At 70.7% G+C, this 22,895-nt stretch carries 21 protein-coding genes; 7 read left to right on the top strand and 14 right to left on the bottom strand.

The window, feature by feature from the left end:
• Positions 1–46: 46 nt before the first annotated feature.
• The 3 genes from lysX to A3Q40_RS18195 are packed head-to-tail and all read right to left on the bottom strand — an operon-like array spanning position 47 to position 5,152.
• Positions 47–3,517, bottom strand: coding sequence for a bifunctional lysylphosphatidylglycerol synthetase/lysine--tRNA ligase LysX (lysX, locus tag A3Q40_RS18205; RefSeq protein ID WP_082834003.1), 3,471 nt, complete (start codon positions 3,515–3,517; stop codon positions 47–49).
• 55 nt (positions 3,518–3,572) lie between these two features.
• The gene (locus A3Q40_RS18200) at positions 3,573–3,854 is read right to left on the bottom strand and encodes a hypothetical protein (protein WP_068104349.1); all 282 of its coding nucleotides are present in this window, start codon (positions 3,852–3,854) and stop codon (positions 3,573–3,575) included.
• A gap of 23 nt (positions 3,855–3,877) precedes the next feature.
• Complete coding sequence (locus A3Q40_RS18195; RefSeq protein ID WP_162269860.1) at positions 3,878–5,152, bottom strand: GGDEF domain-containing protein; 1,275 nt, start codon at positions 5,150–5,152, stop codon at positions 3,878–3,880.
• Between the two features lie 457 nt (positions 5,153–5,609).
• On the opposite strand from A3Q40_RS18195, the gene A3Q40_RS18190 reads away from it, so the two are divergent.
• Complete coding sequence (locus A3Q40_RS18190) at positions 5,610–6,647, top strand: NAD(P)H-dependent flavin oxidoreductase (RefSeq protein ID WP_068104345.1); 1,038 nt, start codon at positions 5,610–5,612, stop codon at positions 6,645–6,647.
• Positions 6,648–6,676: 29 nt separating this feature from the next.
• On the opposite strand, the gene A3Q40_RS18185 is transcribed toward A3Q40_RS18190, so the two are convergent.
• The 7 genes from A3Q40_RS18185 to lat form a co-directional block, all read right to left on the bottom strand.
• Complete coding sequence (locus A3Q40_RS18185) at positions 6,677–7,468, bottom strand: alpha/beta fold hydrolase (protein WP_068104343.1); 792 nt, start codon at positions 7,466–7,468, stop codon at positions 6,677–6,679.
• A 61-nt stretch (positions 7,469–7,529) separates the two neighbouring features.
• On the bottom strand, positions 7,530–7,718 hold the full coding sequence (gene bsaP / locus A3Q40_RS20950; protein WP_074922094.1) for a biotin synthase auxiliary protein BsaP: 189 nt from the start codon (positions 7,716–7,718) through the stop codon (positions 7,530–7,532).
• Entirely contained in the window at positions 7,705–8,697 is a 993-nt protein-coding gene (gene bioB / locus A3Q40_RS18180; protein ID WP_068104341.1) for a biotin synthase BioB, read from the bottom strand. The genes bsaP and bioB overlap by 14 nt, the downstream gene beginning before the upstream one ends.
• Positions 8,694–9,413, bottom strand: coding sequence for a dethiobiotin synthase (gene bioD, locus A3Q40_RS20485; protein WP_068104339.1), 720 nt, complete (start codon positions 9,411–9,413; stop codon positions 8,694–8,696). Before bioD ends, bioB begins: the two co-directional genes overlap by 4 nt.
• Positions 9,410–10,558 (bottom strand): 8-amino-7-oxononanoate synthase, encoded by a 1,149-nt coding sequence (locus A3Q40_RS18170; protein ID WP_068104337.1) that lies wholly within the window; start codon positions 10,556–10,558, stop codon positions 9,410–9,412. The genes bioD and A3Q40_RS18170 overlap by 4 nt, the downstream gene beginning before the upstream one ends.
• Before the next feature lie 51 nt (positions 10,559–10,609).
• Entirely contained in the window at positions 10,610–11,950 is a 1,341-nt protein-coding gene (locus tag A3Q40_RS18165; protein ID WP_068106630.1) for an adenosylmethionine--8-amino-7-oxononanoate transaminase, read from the bottom strand.
• A gap of 38 nt (positions 11,951–11,988) precedes the next feature.
• The gene (lat, locus tag A3Q40_RS18160) at positions 11,989–13,329 is read right to left on the bottom strand and encodes an L-lysine 6-transaminase (protein WP_068104335.1); all 1,341 of its coding nucleotides are present in this window, start codon (positions 13,327–13,329) and stop codon (positions 11,989–11,991) included.
• Between the two features lie 85 nt (positions 13,330–13,414).
• On the opposite strand from lat, the gene amaB reads away from it, so the two are divergent.
• Entirely contained in the window at positions 13,415–14,995 is a 1,581-nt protein-coding gene (gene amaB / locus A3Q40_RS18155; protein WP_068104333.1) for an L-piperidine-6-carboxylate dehydrogenase, read from the top strand.
• A complete protein-coding gene (locus tag A3Q40_RS18150) occupies positions 14,992–15,204 on the top strand; it encodes an RNA-binding S4 domain-containing protein (protein WP_068104331.1) in 213 nt (70 codons plus the stop codon). Before amaB ends, A3Q40_RS18150 begins: the two co-directional genes overlap by 4 nt.
• An 18-nt stretch (positions 15,205–15,222) precedes the next feature.
• On the opposite strand, the gene rraA is transcribed toward A3Q40_RS18150, so the two are convergent.
• Positions 15,223–15,717 (bottom strand): ribonuclease E activity regulator RraA, encoded by a 495-nt coding sequence (rraA, locus tag A3Q40_RS18145; protein WP_068104329.1) that lies wholly within the window; start codon positions 15,715–15,717, stop codon positions 15,223–15,225.
• A 155-nt stretch (positions 15,718–15,872) separates the two neighbouring features.
• Here rraA and A3Q40_RS18140 point away from each other — a divergent pair, with 155 nt between their 5' ends.
• A complete protein-coding gene (locus A3Q40_RS18140) occupies positions 15,873–16,097 on the top strand; it encodes a DUF6480 family protein (RefSeq protein WP_068104326.1) in 225 nt (74 codons plus the stop codon).
• A gap of 88 nt (positions 16,098–16,185) precedes the next feature.
• Here the strand turns inward: A3Q40_RS18140 and A3Q40_RS18135 are convergent, their stop codons facing one another.
• Complete coding sequence (locus tag A3Q40_RS18135; protein ID WP_082834201.1) at positions 16,186–17,052, bottom strand: MerR family transcriptional regulator; 867 nt, start codon at positions 17,050–17,052, stop codon at positions 16,186–16,188.
• Between the two features lie 171 nt (positions 17,053–17,223).
• Here A3Q40_RS18135 and A3Q40_RS18130 point away from each other — a divergent pair, with 171 nt between their 5' ends.
• From A3Q40_RS18130 to A3Q40_RS18120, 3 genes are all read left to right on the top strand, one after another.
• A complete protein-coding gene (locus tag A3Q40_RS18130) occupies positions 17,224–18,774 on the top strand; it encodes a succinic semialdehyde dehydrogenase (RefSeq protein WP_068104323.1) in 1,551 nt (516 codons plus the stop codon).
• A gap of 145 nt (positions 18,775–18,919) precedes the next feature.
• Positions 18,920–20,320, top strand: coding sequence for a hemolysin family protein (locus A3Q40_RS18125; protein WP_068104321.1), 1,401 nt, complete (start codon positions 18,920–18,922; stop codon positions 20,318–20,320).
• Positions 20,317–21,345: a hemolysin family protein gene (locus A3Q40_RS18120; RefSeq protein ID WP_170851475.1), complete on the top strand. Its 1,029-nt coding sequence runs from the start codon at positions 20,317–20,319 to the stop codon at positions 21,343–21,345. Before A3Q40_RS18125 ends, A3Q40_RS18120 begins: the two co-directional genes overlap by 4 nt.
• Before the next feature lie 90 nt (positions 21,346–21,435).
• Here A3Q40_RS18120 and A3Q40_RS18115 read toward each other — a convergent pair whose 3' ends face one another.
• On the bottom strand, positions 21,436–22,389 hold the full coding sequence (locus tag A3Q40_RS18115; protein WP_068104319.1) for a CopD family protein: 954 nt from the start codon (positions 22,387–22,389) through the stop codon (positions 21,436–21,438).
• 7 nt (positions 22,390–22,396) lie between these two features.
• On the bottom strand, positions 22,397–22,846 hold the full coding sequence (locus A3Q40_RS18110) for a copper resistance CopC family protein (protein WP_068106625.1): 450 nt from the start codon (positions 22,844–22,846) through the stop codon (positions 22,397–22,399).
• Positions 22,847–22,895 lie beyond the last annotated feature (49 nt).

Here is a 22,895-nt window from a genome sequence, read left to right as displayed (position 1 = left end):
ACGGTGACGGTTTCATGTGAAACAGTGACCGACGCTCCGCCCGTCGTCATTCTCCGCGCGGCTTCGCCAGCGGGAAGGCCAGTGTTTCGCGGATGCTGCCACCGGTGATGAGCATGACCACGCGGTCGACACCCATGCCCAGGCCGCCCGTCGGCGGCATACCGTGCTCGAGAGCCTGGAGGAAGTCCTCGTCGAGTTCCATGGCCTCGGGGTCGCCGCCCGCCGCCAGCATGGACTGCTCGGTGAGCCGTCGTCGCTGGTCGACGGGGTCGGTCAGCTCGCTGTACGCGGTGCCGAGTTCCACGCCCCACGCCACCAGGTCCCACTTCTCGGCGACGCCCGGGATCGACCGGTGCGGCCTCGTCAGCGGCGACATCGACGTCGGGAAGTCGGTGTAGAACGTCGGGAACTCGGTGAAGTCCTCCACCAGGTGCTCGTACATCTCCTGCGCGACCGCGCCGGCGCCCCACGTGGACTGGTACGGCACACCGTGCAGGTCGCAGAGCCGCTGCAGCTCGGCGAGCGGGGTCGCGGGGGAGACGTCCGCCCCGATCTTCTCGGCGACGGCGCCGTGCATGGTCTTGACCGGCCACTCACCCGAGATGTCGATCTCGACGAGCGTGCCGTTCTCGTCCGGTCGGTGGATGACCTCGCGGCCGTGCGCGGCCACCGCGGCTTTCTGGATGAGTTCGCGGCACAGCACCATGCAGCGCTCGTAGTCGCTGTGTGCCTCGTAGGCCTCGAGGATCGTGAACTCCGGGTTGTGCTTGAAGTCCGCGCCCTCGTTGCGGAACACCCGGCCGATTTCGAAGACCTTCTCCATGCCGCCGACACAGAGGCGCTTGAGGTAGAGCTCCGGCGCGATGCGCAGGTACAGATCGAGGTTGTACGCGTTGATGTGGGTGAGGAACGGCGCCGCGTTGGCGCCGCCGTGCACCTGCTGGAGGATCGGGGTCTCCACCTCGAGGAAGCCGCGGCCGCCCAGGGTGTCGCGCAGCGACGTCACGATCGCGCTGCGCGCCCGCATCAGCTCCCGCGCCTGCGGGTTGATCGCCATGTCGACGTAGCGCTGCCGCACCCGCGCCTCGGGGTCCGTCAGGCCGCGGTACTTGTCCGGCAACGGGTGCAGTGACTTGCCGTTCATCCGCCAGTCGGACACCAGCAGCGCCTGAGCTCCGGCACGCGATCGGCCGAGGGTGCCACTGCACGAGACGAGGTCGCCGAGATCGACGTCGGTGGCGAAGCGTGACAACAGCTCCGTCCCGACGCGGTCGCGCTCGAGGAGGAGCTGCAGGTCCCCGCTCCAGTCGCGCAACAGGCAGAACACCACACCGCCGTAGTCGCGGATGCGCAGGATGCGGCCGGACACGCGGACCGTCGTGCCGTCGGGGGACGCCGTCGCCTCCGCGACGGTGTGCGTCGGCGGGTACGCGACGGGGTACGGATCGACGCCCTCGGCTTCCAGCCGATCGAACTTGGCCAGGCGGACCCGGACCTGTTCGGGTCGGCGGCGCTCGGGGCCCGTCGCGGTCACCAGTCCGTCCGGCTCGCTGCCGTCGGCGTGCAGCAGCCCGTGCGCGGCGACCGCAGCCGGCACCGCGGTGTGGGTGCCGGTGTGGTCGACGACGCCGCGGCCACCGGGATCGGTGATGCCGCGTCGGCCCGGCAGGCTGAGGAAGCCCTCCGCGATCGCGGACGCGGTGCCCACCTTCGGCAGGTCGCGTCCGTCCCCGAAGCAGAGGTACCTCGGCACCCATTCCGGCTGGTACTTGAGGTTCGACCGGTACAGCGCCTCGAGCTGCCACCATCGGGAGAAGAACACCAACAGGGCCCGCCAGAGGCGCAGCACCGGTCCGGCGCCGAGTCGCCCGCCTTCCTCGAAGACGGATCGGAACACCGCGAAGTTCAGCGAGATCTTGGTGATGCCCACCGTGTCGGACCGCGTGGCCAGCTCCGCGACCATCAACTCCACGGTGCCGTTCGGTGCGGTCCGCGCGCGACGCATCAGATCCAGCGACGCGGCCGCCGGCCCCCACGGCACGAGGGAGAGCATGCCGACGACGGTTCCCCCCACCCCGCCGACAGGGTTGTCCCCCACCCCGCCGCCCGGGTTGTCCCCCACCCCGCCGCCGCCCACATTGCCGGTCTCGTCGTGGACCGCCTCGACCAGCAGGCAGTCGCCGTCCAGCGGATCACCGAGTCGGCCGAGGGCCATCGAGAACCCACGTTCGGTCTCGGTGTCCCGCCAGTCGTCGGCACGCTTCTCGATGGCCGGCCACTCGTCCGCCCCGATGTCCCGATGCCGACGGATCCGGACGGACACGCCCTTCGCCTTCGCGCGGGTGACCGCCTGCCGGACGGGACGCATGTCGGGGCCACCGAGCCCGAAGGAACGGGTCTGCAGCACGGCCTCGTCGCCCAGCTCGAGCACGCCGAGCCCCGCCGCGCGGTAGGCCGCGGCACCCGCCTCGCTCGCCCCCATCACGGCCGGTGCCCAGCCGTACCGCGACGCCAGGTCGAGCCAGGCCTCGATGGCCTGCGGCCACGCCGACCGGACGCCGACCGGATCACCGCTGGCCAGACACACCCCGATCTCGACGCGGTAGGTCACCGCCGCTCGTCCCGACGGCGCGAAGACGACGGCCTTGTCCCGGCGGGTGGCGAAGTACGCCAGGGAGTCGTCGGGGGAGGCGGCCACGAGACCGCGGAGGGCGGACTCGTCGGTGCCGGTGAGCGCGTTGACCGCTCGCTGCGACCGGAACAACGTCAGCACCGCCGCGGCGAGAGCCAGGAACGCGAACAGGCCGAGCAGGAAGTTCACGAAGCCGTGGGGACGTCCGTCGAACTGCTCGTTGTCGATCACCGCGAGCCCGGCGACGCGGTTGAGCGACCAGAAGATCGTCTCGCTGCGATCGAGGGACCCGGGGAACGCCTCGAGGAGTCCCCAGCCCGCGATCACGCCGACGGTGAGGCCGAGGAGCAGCACGCCGAGGGCCTTCCACACCGCGCCCGGCCGCACCCGGGTGTCGAACTCGCGGCGGGACCACAGGAGCAGCGCCAGCGCGGCGAGCTGCAGCGCACCGCCGATCCAGGACCCCGGGGTGCCCGGATCGTCGACGAGGATCAGCGCGTTGACCACGATCGACGCCGCCACGTACACCGTCGCGATCCACCACGCGACCCGCTTGCGAGTCGACAGCGCCGCCGCCAGCAGGGCGACGACGAGGGCGAAGGAGAGGCTGGTGTCCGGCGCGTCGAGGACGTAGTCGTCGAGCCACTCGCGGGGGTGGTGCGTGAGCGCGCGCAGGGCGGGCGAGAGCGACCACAGGAAGACCACCGCCGAGTAGATCCCGACCGCCAGGCCGAGATAGTGCGGGACCTCGTGGCGGAATTCCGTCGAGGTACCGGACCGACGTGCGGGTCGGCCCGCGGCTCGACCACTCTGCGACGGTGTGTCGGACGGCACCTCTCGCGTCGCCGACGGCGTCGTCGGGCGCGGATGTTCCTGGATCGACATGGGAACACTATGCGCCGTCCACGCAGTTCGCGCGCGGATTGTGCGTGCGCCCGGGTCAGCGGGAGGAGGACGCGCGGTCCCTCGCGCGTCGCCATCGCCACCACCCGGTCGCCGCGATCGCGACGCCGACCACCGACAGCAGGTCGGACTCGGTGATGCCGTGCTGGGGGGAGAACACGACCAGGACGCGTCCTTCGATCGGACCGTTGAAGAACAGCCACCCCACGGACGCGACGGCGGCGGCGGCCGCGGACAGGCGCGTGGGGCGAGCGAGGCACCACGCCGACGCCGCGAAGAGCGAATTCATCGCGACGAGGCCATGGAACACGGAGGTCATGGGAATCGAGTCTGCCCGGTCCGTCAGACCCGCGTCGTGAGCACACGGTCGCCGCCGGCGGCCTTCGCCCGATACATCATGGAGTCCGCCGCGCGGGTCGCGCGGGTGACCGCGGCCGGTCCGACCTGCCACGACGGTGAATCGGGCGTCATGACGGCGACGCCGACACTGGCCGTCACGGGAACGTCGTCGGCGGGGTCGTGGACCGTCGCGGTGACGCGATTCACGAGGTCGGGGAGGTCGCCGTCCGTGTCGACGACGACGCCGACGAACTCCTCGCCTCCGGTGCGGGCCAGGATGCCGTGAGAACCGAGCAGCGCGTGGAGCCGGGAGGCGACGGTCTTGATGACGGCATCACCGCGGTCGTGGCCGTAGCGGTCGTTCACGGCCTTGAACCGGTCGATGTCGACCAGGAGAACCGCGACGGGCACCCCGCGCGACCGGGCGACGTCCCACAGTTCGTCGACCGCGTTCTGCAGGCCCCGACGGTTGGCGACCCCGGTGAGTTCGTCGAATTCCGATGCGCGGGCGTCCGCCGAGACCAGCGACCAGGCGATGTGGGCGAACACGGGAACGCCGCTGACGGAGCCGCTCGCGACCAGCACGGCCGCCACCGCGTCGTTGACGCCCCAGAGTCCCTGCAGATACGCCTGCACCCCGATCCAGGCGATGACGACGTTCACGAAGGCGAGGTGCGCGAGCAGGATGCGCGCACTGAGGAAGAACGTGCAGAGGGCACCGTTGAGGGCGAAGAGGAACGTGCCGATCAGGGCGCTGGTCGGTGTGTCCAGGAGGATCACCGAGGTGATGCCCAGATCTCCGAACAGCAGCAGTCCCAGGAACTGCGCCTTCTTGGTCGGGGTGGGCGCGAAGATCACCCACGCGATCACGGAGATCTGCGCAGCGAACACGATCATCACCCAGGTGACCTCGGCGGTTCCCGACGGTCCGTAGGGCGAGCCGAGCATGAGCATCGACACGAGCGCGTTGAGTCCGACCCCGAACACCACGACGCCCTTGATCAGACCGTGCAGTGGCCGGGTCGAGCGGTGGACGAAGATCCAGTCGAAGTCGTGTGGGGTGGTCAACCAGCGACGGAAGACGGCGACCGGTCCCGTCGCGATGCGGCCACCGAAGGCGGCGGCGCGACGACCCCGTCGGGCGTCGGCCGCGCGCTGCTCCGGCGAGGAGTGGCGTCCCGGGCCCTGCCAGGGATGCGGCTCACCGCGCCGAGCCCGACGACCGCGGAGGTCCTGCGGGGGCGTGGCGGAACGCTGCCGATGGTCGGACGGGCTCACGTTGGGGACGATCGCCGCGGCGTGGAACAGGGGTCGACGTGCATGGGTGTACTCCCGGACTCGGTACGGCCCCGACGCCGTCATTCTCACTGCGACGACGATGATAACCGGCATCGGTGGTGCTTCGTCCCGAGAAAGCCGACTTGTCGTCGGTTCCCGTCCCAGTGGGCGGGGTCGGTGTCGGCTGCGGCCGGTGATCTACGCAGGTCGGGGTGTAACCCGGGTTGCTGTGAACCTGCTTCGGGTCCGGCAGGTTGTGGGGGCCGGGGCACCGCCCGGCTGCGCAGCGCACCGCGATCTGCGCAGCGTTCCGCCACCCGCGCGGGTTCTCGTTGGGTGCACGGGTTCCCGCCACCTGCACGGGCTGCAACCGGTGAGGGTGACCGGAACCTGCGCAACTGCGAACGTGCTTCTGTGACACCTGACCCACCCGCTTCACGTCGATACCCTCGGTTCCATGGCCGTCTATCCCGCGTCCCTACCCGTCGTCTGCGCCCCGATGGCGGGCGGACCCTCCACTCCCGCGCTCGCCGCGGCGGTCAGCTCGGCCGGCGGCCTCGGCATTCTCGCGGGCGCGATCTCCACCCCGGACGCGCTCGAGGCGAACCTGACCGAACTGGAACGTTCGACCGACGGGCCCTGGGGTGTCAACCTCTTCCTGCCGTCCGCGCGCATCGCGTCCGAGGCCGCGCTCGCCGACTACCGCCGCGGTCTGGAACCGCTCGCGGCCGAACTCGGCGTGACCCCGGGCGAGGCCGTCCACGGCGACGACGCGATCGAGGAGAAGATCGAGATCGTCCTTCGTCACCGTCCCGCCGCGGTGTCGGTGACGTTCGGGCGTCCCGGTCGCGAGTTGACCCGGCGGGTGCACGACATCGGTGCGCTGATGATCGGCACCGTCACGTCGGTCGCCGAAGCCGAGATGGCGGCCGAGGACGGCGCGGACCTGCTGGTGGTGCAGGGCAGCGAGGCGGGTGGTCATCGCGGCGTGTTCGCCGACGATCCGACGTCGCCCCGCGGCGGCGAGGCCATGTCCCTGCCGTCGTTGCTCGTGGCCGTCGGGTTGTCCGTCGATGTCCCGCTCATCGCCGCGGGCGGCATCATGGACGGCTCCGGTGTGGTCGCAGCGCTGGGTCTCGGCGCGGTCGCCGCGCAGATGGGAACCGCGTTCCTCTGCGCCGACGAGGCCGGCACGTCCGCCGTGCACCGCCGCGCGCTGCTCGACCGGACCTACTCGCGGACCGTCGTCACGCGGTCCTTCTCCGGCCGCCCCGCCCGCGGACTCGAGAACGAGTTCGCAGCGTCGCACACGGCGTCGGCACCCGCGGGCTATCCGGAGGTCAACGCGCTGACGGGGCCGCTACGGACCGCCGCCACCAAGGCCGGCCGCGCCGACGTCCCCAACCTGTGGGCCGGGACCGGCTGGCGGGCCGTCACCGCGGCACCCGCCGCGGACATCGTGCGCCGCGTGGTGGCGGAGATGGAGACGGCCTGAGCCCCGGGTACGTCGACCCGGTAGCGCGCTCAGGCCGGTAGTTCGCTGCCCGCCAACAGAATCGACGCGATCAGCGCGGGGTTGTCCGTCATCGGAACGTGGCCCACGCCGGGCACGGGGATCACCGTGGCGTTCGGGAACACCGACCGCACGCGTCGCGACTGGTAGTACGGGAGGATCAGGTCTCGCGTGCCCCACGCGACGGTGACCGGGACGCGCGGTTCCGTCGCCTGCGGGAACGCGAAGTCGGCCTCGATGCCCGCGTCGATCATGGGATTCGTCGTGAGGGAGTGCACGTCGTGTACCGCCGCCTCGTACGCCACGCGCGACGGGTGGGCGAAGAACGGCAGCAGCGACGGGTAGCGCACGGCGCGGTACCGCATGGCGGCCGGGGCACGATCGCCGAAGGCGCGGGCGACCTGCCGGATCGCCTTGAAGGTGTTGATGGTGCGCGCCTGATCGGCGTGACCCAGGAAGAACCCGGCGGGGGACAGCGCCGTCGCGGACGCCACCTCGCCGTGGGCGGCGAGGACGAGCGAGAGGTAGCCACCCAGGGAATTGCCCGCGATGTGCACCTGCTGACCGGGCTCCTCCACCTCGCGCACGAAGGCGATGAGTTCCGACACCATGTACTCGATCGCGTCCTCCCCGTCCTCGGGCAGGGGGTCCGACTCTCCGTGGCCGGGCAGATCGACGGTGATGACGCGCCGGTGCGGAGTGAGCCGGTCCAGTACGGCGTCCCACGCCTGGCGACGATGGACCACACCGTGGACCAGGACGAGGGTGGGGCCGCGACCGGCCACGTCGTACTTCAGCGTCATGGCTGGTGATCGTAGACGGGCCCGAACAATTCCTGTGACGGGTGGTCACAGGATGTCGGGGTCAACCCCGGAGCAGCGGGTGTCGCGAGCACGCCGCCGTCCACCCCGTCGGGAAGACCTGCACCACCATGCGCCGACCGCACAGCGCGCAGAACCGCGGTGGCTCGTACCCGAGCGGCGCCCTCACCGTCTCTGCACCGACGGATGCGCCGGTCCGGTGATCGAAGCGAGCGGTCTCAGATCGCGGCATCGAGCGCCTTCACCGGCATCGACAGGTCCTTCAGCATGTCGAGGTCCGACGCGACCGGTCGACCCAGCGTGGTCAGGTAGTTGCCGACGATGATCGCGTTGATTCCACCCAGAATGCCTTGTCGTGCACCGAGATCGCCCAGGGTGATCTCCCGACCGCCGGCGTAGCGGAGGACCGTGCGCGGCAGGGCGAAGCGGAAGGCGGCGATCGCGCGCAGGGCGTCGACCGCGGGCAGGACGTCGAGATGGGCGAACGGGGTGCCCGGACGGGGGTCGAAGAAGTTCAGCGGCACTTCGTGCGGCGCCACGGCGGCCAGTTCCACTGCGAATTCCGCTCGCTGGCGCAGACTTTCGCCCATCCCCAGAATGCCGCCGCAGCACACCTGCATGCCGAACTCGGAGACCAGCCGCAGGGTCTGCACCCGCTCCTCCCAGGTGTGCGTGGTCACCACCTGCGGAAAGTAGGACCGCGCCGTCTCGAGATTGTGGTTGTAGCGGTGCACGCCCCAGCCCGCCAACGTCGCCGCCTGGTCGCGAGTGAGCATGCCGAGGGAACAGGCGATGTCGATGTCGACCTCGGCGCGGATCGCGTCGATGCCGAGTCGGATCTGGTCCATCAGGCGCGCGTCGGGTCCGCGGACCGCGGCGACGATGCAGAACTCGCTCGCGCCGGAGCGGGCGGTGTCCTTGGCCGCTGCCACGAGCTGGGGAATGTCGAGGCGCGCCGCGCGTACCGGGGAGGCGAACAACCCGGACTGCGAACAGAAGTGACAGTCCTCCGGGCAGCCACCGGTCTTGACGCTGATGATGCTTTCGACCTCGACTTCCTCGCCACACCAGCGCAATCGGACGCGATGCGCGAGGTCGAGCGCGTCGGCCACGGCCTCGTCGGGGAGTTCGAGCACGGCCAGAACCTGCTCAGCGGTGAGTGGGTCACCGTTCTGCAGCACGATGCGGTCGACGTCGTCGAGGATGGTCACGGGGCACTCCTGAGGTCGGGGGTGGGATCGAGGGGCAGGAACGAGCGGTCGATCCAGTCGGGCGCACGGTCGACGAACATCGCGGCGTCGAGGGTGCCGGCGCCGCACGGCACCGCGCCGATGATCGGCACGCCCGTGACCGCCGGTAGCTCCGTTCGATTGGTGGCGGCCGCGAGATCCGGCGCGTCGGGCCACGATCCGAGGACGAGACCGAGGAGGCACGAATCCCGTTGTCGCACAGCGCCGACGGTGAGTGCGGCGTGGTTCAGCGCGCCCAGGCCGGGGTGGGTGACGACGACGACCGACGCCGTCAGCGCGGTCACGACGTCCAGCAGGGTGGTGCCGACGTCGTCGAACGGGACCGCCACTCCGCCCGCGCCTTCCACCAGCACGACGTCGGAGCGCGACCGGAGATCGTCGACCGCGTCCACGATCTCCGCGACAGTGACGAATGCAAGTCCGGAGCGACGGGCGGCGACCGACGGTGCCAGGGGGTCGGGGTAGCGGGCGCATTCTCGATACTCTCTGCGGCGCTGCGGGTCCGACAGTCGGGCGACGACGGCGAGATCGCCGTCCTCGTCGGCGGCCACCCCCGTCTGGGCCGGCTTGCACACCGCGACGCTCGCGCCCGCTCGCTCGTATCCGACGGCGACGGCGGCGGTCACCACGGTCTTCCCCACGTCGGTCGAGGTGCCGGTCACCACGATGACGGTCATACGGCCGCGACCGCCGACGTGACGACGTCCCCCACCGTGGCGATGTCGTCGTCCGTGAGGTCGGCGCGTGCGGTCAGGCGCAATCGCGACTCACCCCGCGGAACGGACGGCGGGCGGAAGCAGCCGACCAGCACTCCGTTCGCCCGGCAGCGCTCGGCCGCGCGCACGGCGGCATCGGGATCACCGAGCACGACGGGAACGACGGCGGACTCGGGCACCTCGCTCCGACCGAGGGCGCGGGCCAGACGGTCGGCGTGGCGCAGCACGGCGTGCGCCCGGTCGGGTTCCGCACGCAGGACGCGGAGGGCGGCGCGCGCGGCGCCGACGGCGGCGGGTGCCAGTGCGGTGTCGAAGACGAAAGTCCGCGCGGCGTGCAGAAGGTGCTCGCGCACAGCAGGTTCGGCGAGGACCACGCCGCCCTGGGAGCCCAGGGCCTTCGAGAGCGTCGCGGTCACCACCAGGTCGGGGGCGCCGGCCAGGCCGCATTCCTCGACGAGGCCGCGGCCGCCTCGGCCGCGAACCCCGAGGCCGTGCGCCTCGTCGACGAGGAGGACGGCGCCGAACCGTCGAGCGGCGGCGTACAACTCCCGCAGGGGGGCGAGGTCGCCGTCGGCGCTGAACACCGAATCGACGACCACGAGTGCCCTGGCTTCGCTCCTGCTCGCGAGCGCGTCGACCACCGCGGCGACGTCCCGGTGCGGAGCCACGCTGACCCGCGCGCGGGACAGCCGGGCGGCGTCGACGATCGAGGCGTGGACGAGGGCGTCCGAGACGATCAGCGACCCGGCGCCGGCCAGCGCGGTCACCGCGCCGAGATTGGCCGTGTAACCGCTGGAGAACACCAACCCGGACCGGGCGCCGACGAACTCGGCGAGCTCGTCCTCGAGGGCCTCGTGATCGGTGGTCGTTCCCGTCACCAACCGTGAGCCCGTGCTTCCGCACCCCCACCCGTCGATCGCGGCATGGGCGCCGGCGCGCACCGCCGGGTGGTGGGCAAGCCCCAGATAGTCGTTCGACGCGACGTCGAGGAGCGCCGTGGTGTCCGTCCGCGGCCGGATCACGCGTTGCAGACCGGCATCGCGTCGGCGCTGCGCGTCGCCGTCCAACCACGACAGCGCCGTGGAGGTGTGTACGGAAGCGGTCACGTCGACGCAGCTTACGCACCAACTTGAACATTGTTCAAGTGCCTGTCCGGGTCAGCTCTCCGCAGCCTCCGATTCCACCGCCGCTGCCCGCACCATCGCGCCGGCGATCGCCCGGACCTCGGCGCGCGTGCAGACGTACGGCGGCATCGCGTACACCAGGTTGCGGAACGGCCGCAGCCACACCCCGTCCGCGGCAGCGGCCGCGGCAGCCCGCCCGACGTCGACGGCCGTCTCCATCTCGACGACCGCGATGGCACCCTGTACCCGAACGTCGCGCACCCCGGCGAGGGCGAGCGCGGGTTCGAGCCCGGTCCGCAGCTCCGATTCCGCGAGCGCCACCTCCGACCGCCAGTCACGGCTCAGCAGCAGCTCGGTGGATGCGACCGCCACCGCGCACGCGAGCGGGTTGGCCATGAACGTCGGCCCGTGCATCAGGCCGCCGGCCGGGCCCGCGCTGATCGTCGTCGCCACCTCGGCGGTGCACAGCGTCGCGGCCAGGGACAGGTACCCGCCGGTGAGAGCCTTGCCGACGCACAGGACGTCGGGAGTCACGCCGGCCGCGTCGGCCGCGAACAGTGTCCCCGTCCGGCCGAATCCGGTGGCGATCTCGTCGAAGATCAGCAGGACGCCGGCGTCGTCGCAGGCCCGTCGGAGCGTGGCGAGGTACGACGGGTCGTGGAACCTCATGCCGCCCGCGCCCTGCACCACGGGTTCGACGATCACCGCGGCGATCTCGTCACGGCGGTCGTGGACGGCGCGAGTGAGAAGGTCGGCGTAGGTGTCGTCGCGGTGGGGTGGTGGAGCGTCGACGAAGATCTGCTCGGTCAGCACGCCCGACCACGCCGCGTGCATCCCACCCTCGGGATCGCACACGCTCATCGGGGTGAACGTGTCGCCGTGGTACCCACCCCGCCACGTCAGCAGCCGCCGTTTCTCCGGCCGACCGCGGGCACGCCAGTACTGCAGGCACATCTTGACGGCCACCTCGACGGAGACGGAACCGGAGTCGCAGAAGAACACGCGGTCCAGGCCGTCGGGGGTGACGGTCACGAGGAGCTCGGCCAACCGTGCTGCGGGCTCGTGTGTCAGACCGCCGAACATCACGTGGCTCATGCGGCCGAGCTGGTCCGTGACCGCCGCATCCAGCACCGGGTGGCGGTAGCCGTGCACCGCCGCCCACCAGGAACTCATGCCGTCGATCAGGGAGCGGCCGTCGGCGAGATGGAGGCGGACGCCGGACGCTTCCCGCACGACCCACGGACGGGCGACGGGGCGGCCGGGCACGTCGAACCCGCTGTACGGGTGCCAGACGTGCCGGGCGTCGATGTCGGAGACGTGGTCGTCGGCGAGGGTGGGCGGCGTCGTCGTGGTGGGAGGCGCAGTGGGCGTCACCGGACCCACGGTCACACACCGACGCGCGTCCCGCACGGTCAGGGGTGCCGGGTGTGCTGCTCCGAGAGAACGCGGTCCAGGGCGTCGACGGCGCCGCGGAGCTCGCCCTCGGTGACGGTGAGGGCCGGGCGGAATCGAATGCTCCGCGAGCCGCAGCCGAGCATGAGGACGTGCTCGCGCTCGCGCAGGTCGGTGACGACGGCGTCCCTGGTCTCGGTGTCGGGCAACGAGATCGCCCTCATGAGGCCGCGACCGCGCACCTCGGACACCACGGGATGACGCACGGCCAGCGTCGAGAGCTCGTCGCCCAGGACCTCGCCCAGCTGCGCGGCACACTCGACGAGGCCGTCCCGCTCGATCACCTCGAGGATGCGCCGCGCGCGCACCATGTCGGCCAACCCGCCGCCCCACGTCGAGTTGATGCGGGATCCGACACGAAAGACGTTGTCGCGCACCAGGTCGACTCTGCGGCCCGCCATGATGCCGCAGACCTGGGTCTTCTTGCCGAACGCCACGACGTCGGGCTCGAGGCCGAGTTGCGTGTGCGCCCAGGCGGTTCCGGTGATGCCGACGCCTGTCTGGACCTCGTCGACGACGACCAGGGCGTCGTACTCGTGACAGAGATCCTGCAGGGCGCGGAGATACGCCGGCCGGAAGTGGTGATCGCCGCCCTCGCCCTGGATCGGCTCGAGGACGAGGGCGGCGATGTCGTGGGGGTGACGGTCGAAGTGCTCGCGCGCGGCCGCGAGGGACCGGCCCTCGAGCGCGTCCATGTCCGCGCCGTCTCGGACGTAGGCGGAGGGAATGCGCGGCCAGTCGAACGCGGGGAAGCGCGCCACCTTGATCGGATCGGTGTTGGTGAGCGACAGTGTGTACCCCGACCTGCCGTGGAAGGCGTGCTCCAGGTGCAGGATTCGGGTGCCGAGCCGGGGATCGCGCCCCGCCTCCTCGTTCCGCCGACTCTTCCAGTCGAAGGCGACCTTGAGTGCGTTCTCCACGGCGAGCGCGCCGCCCTCCACGAAGAACAGGTGCGGCAGTTCCGGGATGCCGAGGACGCGGGCGAAAGTGTCGACGAAGCGCGCCATCGGTTCGGTGTAGACGTCGGAATTGCTCGGCTTGTGCAACGCGGCGGTGAGGAGGTCGTCGCGGAACTGCTCGTCCTCGGTCAGCGCCGGGTGGTTCATGCCCAGGGCGTTCGAGGCGAAGAACGTGAACATGTCGAGGTACGTCGCCCCGTCGCGTTCGTCGACGAGCGTGGCGCCGCGTGATCGCTGCAGATCGAGCACCAGATCGAAGCCGTCGACGAGCAGGTGACGGGCCAGGCTGTCCTGGACGGACAGCGCACTCTGAGGGGCCGGAGGCGGCAGTACCCGGGTCATGAAGGTCAGTCTATGCGATAAAATCCTGTCAAGACGGTACTAAAACGGAAAATATCCTGACATGGCCATGAGGGAGACTCGACATATGACCGCCACGACCACCGCCGGCCTGGCCGACCGCACCTCCGAGCTTCTACGCTCTCTCGGCGCCGAGCCGCTTCTGCCGTCTGCGCCGAACTCCGGCGAGGCCCGGGCCGCGCGCAGCCCCGTGACGGGGGAGACGCTGGGACTCGTGCCTGTCACCGTGACCGCCGAGGAGGCCGTCACGGCCGCGGCGTCGGCGTTCGCCGAGTGGTCGACGGTTCCCGCCCCGGTGCGCGGAGCGGTGGTGCGCGAACTCGGAGAATTGTTGCGCGAGCACAAGTCCGCGCTGGGCGAGCTCGTCAGCATCGAGGCCGGCAAGATCGTCAGCGAAGGCCTCGGCGAGGTCCAGGAGATGATCGACATCTGCGATTTCGGGGTGGGCCTGTCCCGCCAACTGCACGGGTCGACCATCGCGACGGAGCGACCCGGCCACCGCATGATGGAACAGTGGCACCCGCTGGGCGTGGTCGCCGTGATCACGGCCTTCAATTTCCCGGTGGCGGTGTGGTCGTGGAACACCGTGCTCGCCCTGGTCGCCGGGGACACCGTGGTGTGGAAGCCGTCCGAGAAGACGCCCGTCACCGCGATCGCGGTGCAGGCCCTCGCCGACGAGGCTGCCCGACGTGCCGGCGTCGACCTCCCCGTCACCCAGCTCGTCCTCGGTGAGCGGGACGCCGGGGAGGCGCTGGTCGACGATCTGCGCGTCGCGCTCGTCTCGGCCACCGGCTCCACCCGCATGGGCCGCGAGGTCGCGCCTCGCGTCGCCGCGCGCTTCGGCCGGGTTCTCCTCGAACTCGGCGGCAACAATGCCGCGATCGTCTGTCCCAGTGCGGATCTCGACCTCACGGTCCGCGGAATCGTGTTCTCCGCGGTCGGTACGGCGGGCCAACGCTGCACGTCGCTGCGCCGGGCGATCGTGCACGAATCGGTGGCCGACGACCTCGTGGATCGCCTCGCAGCCGCGTACGCGACGCTGCCCATTGGCTCCCCGCTCGACCCGGACACCCTCGTCGGACCCCTGATCGACGAGGACGCGTACACGGCGTTCGCCGCCGCCCTCGACGAGGCCCGTGCGGACGGCGGGATCGTCGTGACGGGAGGCGAGCGCGTCGACGGCCCCGGCGTCGGCAGCGCCGATGGCGCCGCCGGCGGCGTCTATGTGCGCCCGGCCGTCGTCCGCATGCCGGCGCAGACCGCGGTGATGCGTCGGGAAACCTTCGGGCCCATCCTGTACGTCGTGACCTACACCGACCTCGGCGACGCCATCGCCGTCCACAACGACGTCCCGCAGGGCCTGTCGTCGTCGATCTTCACCACCGACCTGCGCGAGGCGGAACGCTTCCTGTCGCCGTCCGGATCGGACTGTGGCATCGCGAACGTCAACATCGGGCCGTCCGGCGCCGAGATCGGTGGGGCCTTCGGCGGCGAGAAGGAGACCGGTGGCGGGCGCGAGTCCGGCTCCGACGCCTGGAAGGCCTACATGCGCCGCACCACCAACACCGTCAACTACAGCTCGGAGCTTCCTCTCGCCCAGGGGGTGACCTTCGGGTCCCCCGCTCGCTCCGCAGGCTCCGCTCGATGATGGACATCCCGATTCGCGACGAGGTCATCCGCCTCGGACAGTTCCTCAAACTCGCGAACCTCATCGACTCCGGGTCGGAGGCCAAGGCGGTGATCGCCGACGGGTCGGTCCAGGTCAACGGCGAGGTGGAGACGCGGCGCGGACGCCAACTGCGCGTCGACGACGTCGTGACCGTCGGCGGGCAGTCCGCGCGCGTCATCGCCGAGTGACCGTCACCGCCCCGACCGTCAGTCCTGTGCCGGCAGCGGCTCCGCGGTGACGACCACGCCGTCGTCGTCGCTGTAGACGAACTCGCCGGGCGTGAACGTGACCCCGCCGATCTCGACGGGCACGTTCCTCTCGCCCGATCCCGTCTGCGTGCTCTTGCGGGGGTTGGTGCCGAGGGCCTTCACCCCGATGGACAGCGTTCGCAGGATGGCCGAGTCGCGGACCGCGCCGTGGACGATCACGCCGGCCCACCCGTTCTCGACGCCGCGGCCGGCGATGATGTCGCCCACCAGGGCCGTGTGGATCGACGCGTCACCGTCGACCACGAGGACGCCCCCGTGACCCGGCTCCGAGAGGGTCTGCTTGACCAGCAGGTTGTCCTGGAAGCACCGGATCGTGGTGATCGGACCGCAGAACTCGGTGACGGCACCGAGCTGGCGGAACTGGGTGTCGCAGCTGCGGATGTCCGGACCGATGGCGTCGGCCAGATCGGCCGTGGCGATGAAGGTGCTCATGGCTGCACAGGATAGGGCGGCCGGGTGTGGGACCGGGTGTGAGACGTGTCGCTCGGTTGGACCTGCCGCAGCGGGGGAATACGTGACCGATGACAACGAGTCAGGAAAGCAGCGGCGACGACGGAACGCGCCGACAGCCCGGAGGAGAATCACCGATGTCCGGCCAGAACCCCGAGCCCACCGAAGTCGCAGGACTGGAGAAGGGCGGGGGAGTCGCCCCCGGCGACACCCCACCCGTTTCCACGTCCGCGGGCGGACCCAATCACGAACCGCCGCAACGCACCCGAACCCCGGCCGTCATCTTTCTGGCCGTCGTCGGCATCATCGTCGTGCTCGTGGCCCTCGGCCTGATCGGGCGCATCGCCGGATTCTTCGGGTAGCGCGGCGCAGGATTCCTGCTCCCCTCGCGCCGTCGAGGAGCAGGATCCCGCCTACCGAGGACGCACCGGGAGCAGAAATCCCGAGCGCTTACCCGCCGTGCTCGGCCGCGTTCGCGGCGATCACGTCCACCAACCACTGCGCCAGACCCTCGGCCCGCTCGTCGTAGTGCGCGCGGAACCGCTCGTCGGTGACGTACATGGCCGATACGCACACCTGCATCGCGTGGTCGCAGTCGTAGAACCGGTCGATGGACAGCCGGTGGCGTTCGGCCAGGGCGTTCGCGGCGGGGTCGCCCGGCCGGACCCCCGCGGCCATCGCCGCCGCGAGGTCCGCCTCCAGCGTCTCGGACTCGACCTTCACGGCCGTCCAGTCCTCGGCGGTGAACCGCGCGGTGCGCTCGCGGCTCTGCGCCCACGCGTCCGTGTCCCCCCACCGCTCGCGGGCCTCGTCCTCGTACTTTTCACCCGTCCAGTCGTCGCCCCAGATCTCGCGCAACTGCTCGGGTGTGACCTCGTTTCCCATGGTTCTCTCCTCGATCAGTGTGTCGACGGCGGTCGCCATCGCGTGCAGGTGATCGATGCGCTCGGCAAGCAGGTCCCGTTGACGCCGCAGATGCGTGAGGGCATCCGCGTCCGGATCGTCGAGAATCGTCCTGATCTCGTCCAGCGGAAACCCGAGCTCGCGGTAGGCGAGCACGGCGAAGAGCCGCTCGACGTCGTCGTCCGAATAGGTGCGGTAGCCCGCGCCCGTCCGGCCCGACGGCACCACCAACCCCACCGCGTCGTAATGGTGGAGCGTGCGGACACTGACATCGGCGAGTCGGGCGACCGCGCCGACGGTGCGGAACTGTCGCGCCTCCGCGCCGACGGTGCGGAACTGTCGCGCCTCCGCGCCGACGGTGCGGAACTGTCGCGCGTCCGCGCCGACGGTGCGGTGTCCGTGTGCATCGTTCACGCTGCTCACTGTGATTCCTCCCGTCGCGTGAGGGTCAAGGCCGTTCCGTCCTCGGCACCCGGTTCGGGGCTGTGACGTGACGCACTGGTGGAGTACCGTGGTCCGGTACTTGTCAACGCCCGTCACACACAGCTCGACGTGAGCCGTGAACCGAGTCTCCCGGGGAGAACGATGCCTGCGCCGACCGCCGCCACCTTCGACCGCCTGGTCGCCCTTGCTTTCGTCGACGTCGCCGCAGGTCGCGAGACCCGGCCGGTCGTCGAGGTCTTCACCGGACGCGAGATGGCGACCGTTCCGGTGGGCACTCGGGACGACGTCCTGGCCGCCGTCGAGACCGTGCGCGCCGCCCAGAAGGCGTGGGCCGCCACGCCGGTCTCGGAACGGGCCAAGGTCTTCCACAAGTACCGGGACCTGGTGCTGAAGCATCGCGCGTCGCTCATCGACATGGCACAGGCGGAGACGGGCAAGTCGCGGTCCGCGGCCCAGGAGGAAGTGCTCGACATCGCGATGACGTCGCGGCACTACGCGCGCACCGCAGCCGACCTGCTGAAGAGCAAGCGGGTGCCCGGCATGCTCCCGGTGCTGACCAAGACGCGCATCAACTATCAGCCCAAGGGCGTCATCGGCATCATCTCGCCGTGGAATTACCCCATGACGCTCGCGGTGTCCGACGCCATCCCCGCGCTGCTCGCCGGCAACGGCGTGGTGCTCAAGCCCGACAGCCAGACGCCGTACTGCGCCCTGGCCTGCGTGGAGCTGCTGTATCAGGCCGGTGTCACGCGGGACCTGTTCGCCGTCGTGCCCGGACCTGGCTCGGTGGTCGGCACCGCGATCGTCGACACCACCGACTACCTCATGTTCACGGGATCGACCGCGACGGGCCAGCTGCTCGCCGAGCAGACCGGCCGCCGGCTCATCGGCTTCTCCGCGGAGCTGGGCGGCAAGAACGCGATGGTCGTCACCAAGGGTGTCAAGATCCCCGAGGTGGTCGACGCCGCCGTGCGCGCCTGCTTCTCCAACTCCGGCCAGCTGTGCATCTCGATCGAGCGCATCTACGTCGAGAAGGCCATCGCGGAGAAGTTCACGGCCGCGTTCGCCGAGCGTGTGAAGAGGATGACGCTGGCCGCGACGTACGAGTTCGGCGTCGAGATGGGCAGCCTCATCTCCGAGGACCAGGTCAAGGCCATCTCGAACCACGTCGACGACGCCAAGGTCAAGGGCGCGACGGTGCTCGCGGGCGGCCGCGCGCGGCCGGACATCGGACCGATGTTCTACGAGCCGACCGTGCTGACCGACGTCACCGACGACATGGAGTGCGCCGCCACCGAGACGTTCGGCCCGCTGGTCTCGATCTATCCCGTCGACAGTGTCGACGAGGCCGTCGAGCGCGCCAACGCCACCGAGTACGGCCTCAACGCCAGCGTGTGGGCACGGACCAAGGCCGAGGGCGAGGCCATCGCCGCGCGCCTGCGTGCCGGCACGGTCAACGTCGACGAGGGCTACGCGCCGACCTGGGGCAGCACGGGCGCCCCGATGGGCGGCATGGGCGTCTCCGGTGTGGGCCGCCGCCACGGGGTCGACGGCATCCTCAAGTTCACCGAGTCGCAGACGGTCTCGACCACGCGTCTGATCAACCTCGGTGGTCGGCGTCTCCCGCCGAAGCTGTGGGCGAAGGCGCTGCCGGTGTTCATCCGAGCCATGAAGTACTACCCCGGACGCTGACGTTCCGCGCTGTGCCTGCGGCGCGGGCATCCGGTAGATTCGGGCGAAACACCCGAACCGACAGAGGACGAATGGACAGCGACAGACCCGGGCCGGTCACGGCTCCCCGCGTATCGACGGATACGACCAGGGAGGTGACCGGCACATGATCGAAGCTTTCCTGACCCTGCTGCTGGGCATCGTCGTGGTCGTCGGCATCACTGTCGCCACGGGCTACTTCGTGGCGCAGGAATTCTCGTACATGACCGTGGACCGGTCCCGGCTCGAGGCCCGCGCCAAGGCCGGTGACGCCACGGCCGCCCGCACGCTGGGTGTGACCCGGCGGACGTCGTTCATGCTCTCGGGCGCCCAACTCGGCATCACCGTCACGGCCCTGCTGGTCGGCAACTTCGCCGAGCCCCTGATCGGACAGTCGCTGGGCACGCTGCTCGGCGGCGTCGGGGTGCCGGCCGGAATCGGCATCGCCGTCGGCGCGGTCACGGCCCTGGTGGTCTCGACGTTCGTCCAGATGCTCTTCGGCGAGCTGTTCCCGAAGAACTACTCGATCGCCCGTCCGGAACCGGTCGCGCGCTGGCTCTCGCTGTCGACGACGATCTACCTCAAGCTCTTCGGGTGGCTCATCCGCATCTTCGACGCGTCGTCCAACGCCCTGTTGCGCGCGCTGAAGATCGAGCCGGTGCACGACGTGGAACACTCCGCGACGGCCCGCGACCTCGAGCACATCGTGGCCGAGAGCCGCGACACCGGCGATCTCCCGGAGGAGCTCTCCACGCTGCTCGACCGGATCCTCGACTTCCCGACGCGCACCGCGGGCCACGCGATGATCCCGCGGTCCCGCGTCGCCACCGTGCGGGACGACGCGACGATCGCCGAGGTCCGGGCGCTGATGAGTGTCGAGCACTCGCGGTACCCGGTGATGGCTGCGGACGACTCCATCCTCGGCGTCGTACACCTGCGTGACGTGATGCAGACCGACCTGCCGGCACACACGCCGGTGACCGAGCTGGTCAGGCCCGCGCTGGTGCTGCCGGAATCGCAGCTGCTGCCCGATGCGATGGGTGAGCTGCGGACGTCGAAGAACCAGATGGCGTGCGTGGTGGACGAATACGGTTCCTTCACCGGCGTCGTCACCATCGAGGATCTGGCCGAGGAACTGGTCGGCGAGATCACCGACGAGCACGACGACGAGTTGTCCGTCGACCCCGTTCAGGACGCCGACGGCGTGTGGACCGTGGCCGGCGACGTCCACCTCGACGAGGTGGAGCGGTCACTGGGCCGCGATCTGCCGTCCGGCGACTACGAGACGGTCGCCGGTCTGGTGATCGCCGAGTACGGGTCCCTGCCGGAGGTGGGCGACACCGTCGAGATCGACCTGCCCATGGATCACGGTGAGCTGGCCGGTGACGACGAGCCGGTGAGCCGGTACCTCGTGGCCACGGTGCGCGACATCGACAACCACGTGCCGTCGCAGGTGACGCTCGAGCTCGGGGAGCGCGACGCCGACGAGGTCGCGGCCCCGGCGACCGGAACGGAGCACAACCGATGAGCAATCCCTTGGTCTTCCTCGTGGTCACCACGGCGCTCGTCGCGCTCAGCGCGTTCTTCGTGGCCGTCGAGTTCGCGCTGCTGGCGGCCAAGCGTCACCGGCTCGAGGACGCGGCCGCCACCAGCCGCTCGGCCCGCGCCGCGCTGCGCAGCTCGGCGGAACTGACGGTGCTGCTGGCCGGTTCGCAGCTCGGCATCACGCTGTGCGCGTTGGCTCTCGGTGCGTTCTCCAAGCCGACGGTGCACTACTGGCTGCGGCCGCTGTTCACCTCGACCGGCCTGCCCTACTGGGCGGCGGACGTGCTGGGGTTCGTGTTCGCGCTGGTGATCATCACGTTCCTGCACCTGGTGGTGGGTGAGATGGCCCCGAAGTCCTGGGCCATCGCGCACCCCGAGCGCTCGGCCACGCTGTTGGCGGTGCCGATGCGCGTCTTCATGTGGTTCACCCGCCCGATCCTGGTGTCGCTGAACAACATGGCGAACTGGCTGCTGGTCAAGGCGGGCGTGGAGCCGGCCAATCAGGTGGTGTCGGGTCAGAACCCCGACGATCTGGCGCAATTGGTCGCTCATTCCGTGAGCGTGGGGTCGCTGAACCGAGAGTATTCGGACCAGATCACCCGGGCGCTCGAGCTCGAAAGCCTCACGGTCGCGGACCTGCTGCGCGGCGGTGACCCTACCGCTGTGTCCGTCGGTGCCACGGTCGCGGACGTCCGTGCCGCGTCGCTCCGAACGGGTCACCTACGGATCCTGGTGCGCTCGCAGGACGACGTCGTGGGCGTGGTGCACGTGCGAGACACGTTGCAGGCGGAGGACACTCGGCCGATCGAGGAGTTCGTGCGTCCGGCGTTCGAGCTCGCCGCCGACCGCACCGTGTACACGGCGTTGGCCGAGATGCGCTCGACGCGCAACCACCTCGCGGTGGTGCGGGACGGCGGCGGGGCGGTGCTCGGTGTGATCACCCTGTCCGACGTGCTCGTGCGGCTGCTGCCCAGCGCGGAGCCGTCGCCGGAACCCGCGCGCGCCTGACGCGACCTGCACCCCGGATTCGGTCCGGCGCCTCCGATCGGGGGTGCCGGACCGGAACGCGGGAGCCATTCGCGTTCGTCTCGGCCGGGGTCAGCCCGTGGTCGCCAGGGTCGAGGCGACTCCGAAGGCCACGGCCATGAGCGCGCACTCGGCCACCGCGCGGCGCACCGACACCGGGGCCGGCGTTCGGTGATCGCCGATCGTGGCCACCCAGTTGCGACGACGCCACCACCCGCCCGCGACCAGCAGGACCGCCAGTGCGGCCTTGGCCAGGACCAGCCGCCCGTAGCCGTCGGCCACCAGCGCGGACACCGAGCCGAGTCGACCGGCGGCGGCGACCACCCCGGTGATCACGACGACGCCCACGCACCATCCGGCGGACCGCGAGTAGCGCGGCAGCATCTCCGCCCATCCGCCCCGACTCTGCAGGGTGAGGGCGAGGGCCAGCAGCACGCCCAGCCAGACGGAGGCGGCCAGCACGTGCAGGGCGATCATCGGTGCCCCGAACGCCTGCTGCCCGAGATGGCCCGTGATGGGGCGCATCACCACGGCGACGCCCACGGGCACCACCACGAGCACCCCCGAGACGTCGGCGCCGGTCCGCACCACCGCGACGGCCCCCGCCGCGAGCAGAGCGGTGATCAGGACGACGGCCGCTCCGAGCCGACCCCCGACGACGCCGCCGATATAGTCCGCGAATCCGGCCGTCGTGAGGTCCGACGCGACGACGCCCTGGGACCGCGCCGCGCCGAGCAGGAGCAACGCCGCCTCGGTGACGCACCACGTCGCGGCGGTGACCACCACGGCCCGCCATGCACGGGGGTCGTCGACGTGCCGGGAGGTGGCGCCGACGAGCAGCACCACGCCCAGACCGAGGGTGGTCGCGGCGGCGAGATCGGCCACCGCGCGCAGGCCGCTGTCCGGCGGATCGGTGTCCCCTCGCGCGAGGATCACCGCCACCAGGACCCCGAGCGCGGCAGCCGGGACGACGGCGAGAGGCAACCACCGCTCGCGGGCGCCCTCCGTCGTCCCGGCTCCCGTCATGCTCGCGTCACCGACGCGAGCGGAGCGAGAATCCGAGCGCGCCGACGAATACCACGCCCGCCGCGACGAGGAACGGCCACAACGGGATTCCGCCCCCCGACTCGGACGACGCCGACGCGTTCGCGGCGGGACCGGGGGTGCCCGCTCCGGCCGTCGTCAACTCGAACGTGCGCGTGCCGCTCACCGGATGGCCGTCGGCCGAGGTGACGCGGTACGCGATGGTGTACGTCCCGGCCGGGCCGAGCTCGCGCAGGTCGACGGTCACCGTCGGACCCTCGACCCGCGGGTCGCCCTCGGACCACAGATTGCCGTCCGGCCCGACGACGGTGAGGGAGGCGAACTGCTCCTGCACCGCCTCGTTGAACGTCACCGACGCGGTCGCGGGACCGGCGTCGACCGAGCTCTCGTTCTCCGGCGAACTCCCGACCACCACGGAATGCGCAGCCGCCGTGGGCATTCCGACGAACAGCAGCGCGGCGAGGAGAAGCAGCACCGTGCGGATCCGA

Source organism: Rhodococcus sp. PBTS 1, assembly GCF_001620025.1.
In the GTDB taxonomy this organism is placed as follows: Bacteria; Actinomycetota; Actinomycetes; order Mycobacteriales; family Mycobacteriaceae; genus Rhodococcoides; species Rhodococcoides kroppenstedtii.
Note: the sequence above shows the minus strand (reverse complement) of the source record. Positions and strands in the feature narration are given on the sequence as shown.